At 72.5% G+C, this 3,836-nt stretch carries 3 protein-coding genes; 1 reads left to right on the top strand and 2 read right to left on the bottom strand.

All coding sequences use genetic code 11. The features are described 5' to 3' along the window. Positions 1-95: 95 nt before the first annotated feature. Entirely contained in the window at positions 96-623 is a 528-nt protein-coding gene (locus tag AC2CJA_RS25220) for a YbjN domain-containing protein (RefSeq protein WP_410537779.1), read from the bottom strand. A 199-nt stretch (positions 624-822) separates the two neighbouring features. Then, a complete protein-coding gene (clpB, locus tag AC2CJA_RS25225) occupies positions 823-3,420 on the bottom strand; it encodes an ATP-dependent chaperone ClpB (RefSeq protein WP_484604980.1) in 2,598 nt (865 codons plus the stop codon). 111 nt (positions 3,421-3,531) lie between these two features. On the opposite strand from clpB, the gene AC2CJA_RS25230 reads away from it, so the two are divergent. Beyond that, the coding region (locus tag AC2CJA_RS25230; RefSeq protein ID WP_484604981.1) for a pyridoxamine 5'-phosphate oxidase family protein at positions 3,532-3,836 on the top strand (305 nt) is incomplete at its 3' end.

A 3,836-nucleotide genomic window follows, 5' to 3' on the forward strand; every position in this document is an offset into this window, starting at 1 on the left:
CGTCCGGCCTCCCGGACGCGCGGCGACCCCGGTGCGCCGGACGCGGAGCGTTCCGTGCACCGGGGCCGTGCGGGGCCTCGTGGGGGGTGGAGAGCTCAGCCCTCACCCTCACCGTCGGACTCCTCGACGTCCTTGGCCAGGCCGAGCTGCTCCACGAGCCAGCGGTCGAACTCGACCGAGGCGCGGATCCAGCTCACCGTGCTGGAGACGAAGTGCTCCAGCGAGACGCCGACGCCGACCAGCATCTGGGCCTCGCCGATCAGGCGGACCGTGCCGTCGTCGTGCGTGTGGCTGTAGACCTTCGGCCACAGGGTGCGGCGGTTCCAGTCGTCGACCAGCTCCAGCAGGCGGGTCTTGTCCTCGATGGAGTGGGGGCGGTCGTAGAACGTCCGGACGGAGAAGACCTGCTGCTCCTTCTCGCCGCGGAACATGAAGTAGGTGCGGAACTCCTCCCACGGCGCCGCGAGGTCACCCTCGTCGTCGACGACGTACTTCAGCTCCATCTGGTCGAGGAGCTGCTTGACCAGGTCCTGGTCCGGGATGACGGGCCCGGCAGGCCCCGTCGGCTGCTGTTCGGGCTGCTGGCCCCCGAAGTTCGGGATCGAGGACGGGTCGATAGTCACCGTGGTTTTCCCTTCATACGATTCCTGCCATCCTCCCCCACCCCGGCCCGGTCCTGGCAAGCCCGGGCTCCGGGGCTCGTCCGTCGGACTGACATGATCGTCCGACCGCACGGGGGCTCCCCGCCGGGCAGGGCGTATGCCGTGGCGGCGCCCGGCGACCGGAGCCGCCGGGCACCGCGTCACGGTCACCGCCGCGCCGTCACCGCGCCGGGGTGACGGTCAGGCCCTCCTCCTCCAGGGCGACGTCCACGCGGACGGTGTCCCCGTCGCGGATCTCGCCCGCCAGGATCGCGCGGGCGAGCCGGTCGCCGATGGCCGTCTGGACCAGGCGGCGCAGCGGCCGGGCGCCGTAGGCCGGGTCGTTGCCCTCGACCGCCAGCCAGTCCAGCGCGGCGTCGGAGACGTCGAGGGCGAGGCGGCGGTCGGACAGGCGCCGGGAGAGGGCGCCGGTCTGGAGCCGGGCGATGCTGCGCAGCTCCTCGCCGCTGAGCGCGGAGAAGACCACCAGGTCGTCCAGCCGGTTGAGGAACTCCGGCCGGAAGGCGGAGCGGACGCTCGCCATGACCTTCTCGCGCTTCTCCTCCTCCTTGGCGAGGGGGTCCATCAGGAACTGGCTGCCGAGGTTGGAGGTGAGGACGAGGATGGTGTTGCGGAAGTCCACCGTCCGGCCCTGCCCGTCGGTCAGCCGCCCGTCGTCGAGCACCTGGAGCAGGATGTCGAAGACCTCGTGGTGGGCCTTCTCCACCTCGTCCAGCAGCACCACGCTGTACGGGCGCCGCCGCACGGCCTCGGTGAGCTGGCCGCCCTCCTCGTAGCCGACGTAGCCGGGGGGAGCGCCGACCAGCCGGGCGACCGAGTGCTTCTCGCCGTACTCGCTCATGTCGATGCGGACCATGGCCCGCTCGTCGTCGAAGAGGAAGTCGGCGAGCGCCTTGGCCAGCTCGGTCTTGCCGACGCCGGTGGGGCCGAGGAACATGAACGAGCCCGTGGGCCGGTCGGGGTCGGCGACCCCGGCGCGGGAGCGGCGCACGGCGTCGGAGACGGCGCGCACGGCCTCGCCCTGGCCGATCAGCCGCCGGCCCAGCTCCTCCTCCATGCGCAGCAGCTTCCGCGTCTCGCCCTCCAGCAGCCGTCCGGCGGGGATGCCGGTCCAGGAGGCGACGACGTCGGCGATGTCGTCCGAGCCGACCTCCTCCTTGACCATGGTGTCCTTGCCCGGGTCCTGCTCCTGCTCGGCGGCCGATGCCTCCTCCAGCTCGCGCTCCAGGGTGGGGATCTCGCCGTACAGCAGCTTGGAGGCGGTCTCGAAGTCGCCGTCGCGCTGGGCGCGCTCGGCCTGGCCGCGCACCTCGTCGAGCCTCTCCTTCAGCTCGCCGACGCGGTTGAGTCCCTGCTTCTCCTTCTCCCAGCGGGCGGTCAGTCCCCGCAGCTCCTCCTCGCGGTCGGCCAGCTCGCGGCGCAGCCGCTCCAGCCGTTCCCGGGAGCTCTCGTCGCTCTCGCCCGCCAGCGCCAGCTCCTCCATCTTCAGCCGGTCCACGGCGCGCTGGAGCTCGTCGATCTCCACGGGCGAGGAGTCGATCTCCATGCGCAGCCGGGAGGCGGCCTCGTCGACCAGGTCGATGGCCTTGTCCGGCAGGAAGCGGGAGGTGATGTAGCGGTCGGACAGGGCGGCGGCGGCCACCAGCGCGCCGTCGGCGATCTGGACCTTGTGGTGCGCCTCGTAGCGGCCCTTGAGACCGCGCAGGATGGCGATGGTGTCCTCGACGGTGGGCTCGGCGACCAGCACCTGCTGGAAGCGGCGCTCCAGGGCCGGGTCCTTCTCGATCCGCTCGCGGTACTCGTCCAGCGTGGTGGCGCCGACCATGCGCAGCTCGCCGCGGGCCAGCATGGGCTTGAGCATGTTGCCCGCGTCCATCGCCGAGTCACCGCCGGCGCCCGCGCCGACGACGGTGTGCAGCTCGTCGATGAAGGTGACGATCCGCCCGTCGCTGGACTTGATCTCCGCCAGGACGGCCTTGAGCCGCTCCTCGAACTCGCCGCGGTACTTGGCCCCGGCCACCATCGCGCCCAGGTCGAGGGCGACCAGGCGCTTGTTCTTCAGCGACTCGGGGACGTCGCCCTTGACGATCCGCTGCGCCAGGCCCTCCACGACCGCCGTCTTGCCGACACCGGGCTCGCCGATGAGGACCGGGTTGTTCTTGGTGCGCCGCGAGAGCACCTGCACCACGCGGCGGATCTCCTGGTCGCGGCCGATGACGGGGTCGAGCCGGCCCTCGCGGGCCGCGGCGGTCAGGTCGGTGCCGAACTTCTCCAGCGCCCTGTAGGTGCCCTCGGGGTCGGCGGTGGTGACGCGCTGCCCGCCGCGGGCGCTCTCGAAGGCGGTGAGCAGCTTCTCGGCGGTGGCCCCCTGCTCGGTGAGCAGCCCGCCGGCCCGGCCGCCCCTGGCCGCCAGGCCGATGAGCAGGTGCTCGGTGGAGATGTAGGCGTCGCCCAGCTCCCCGGCGCGCCGGGAGGCGTCGGCGAGGACGGCCATCAGGTCGCGGTCGGGCTGCGGCTTGGCGACGGTGGAGCCCTGCACGCTGGGCAGCGAGCCCAGCAGTCGCTCGGCCGCCGAGCGCAGGGCGGCCCGGTCGGCGCCGGCCGCCGCGAGCAGGTCCTGGATGTTCTCGTTGTCCTGGCCCTCCAGCAGGGCCAGCAGCAGATGTGCCGGGGTGATGTCGGGGTGGCCCCCGGTGAGGGCGCGGTTGTTGGCCGCGCTGATCGCGTCCCGGCTCCTGTTGGTCAGCTCGGCGTCCACGGGTGCGTGCTCCTCCTCCTGTCGCCAACTCTGCACACATCGGCATGCAGTAAGTTGAGTCTATTCCACTCAAGGAGTGAACGGGAGTGCCGCCGGGATAGTTTCCGGAGCATGGCCAGTGAATCCCGGCAGGACCCCAGGCACCCGGACGACGCGTACCTCGCCTTCTGGCGGGAGCGGCACCTGTGCACCCTGACCACGCTCCGCCCCGACGGCACGCCCCATGTGGTGCCCGTCGGGGTCACCTACGACCCCGGGGCCGCTCTGGCGCGGGTCATCACCCGCCGCACCAGCGCCAAGGTCGCCAACGTCCTGGCCGCCGCGGGGAGGCCCGAAGGCGCCCGGGCCGCCGTCTGCCAGGTGGACCGGGGGCGCTGGGCCACCCTGGAGGGCATCGGGGGGGGGGGGGGCGGGGC

This window comes from Streptomyces sp. ATLC9 (assembly GCF_057196705.1).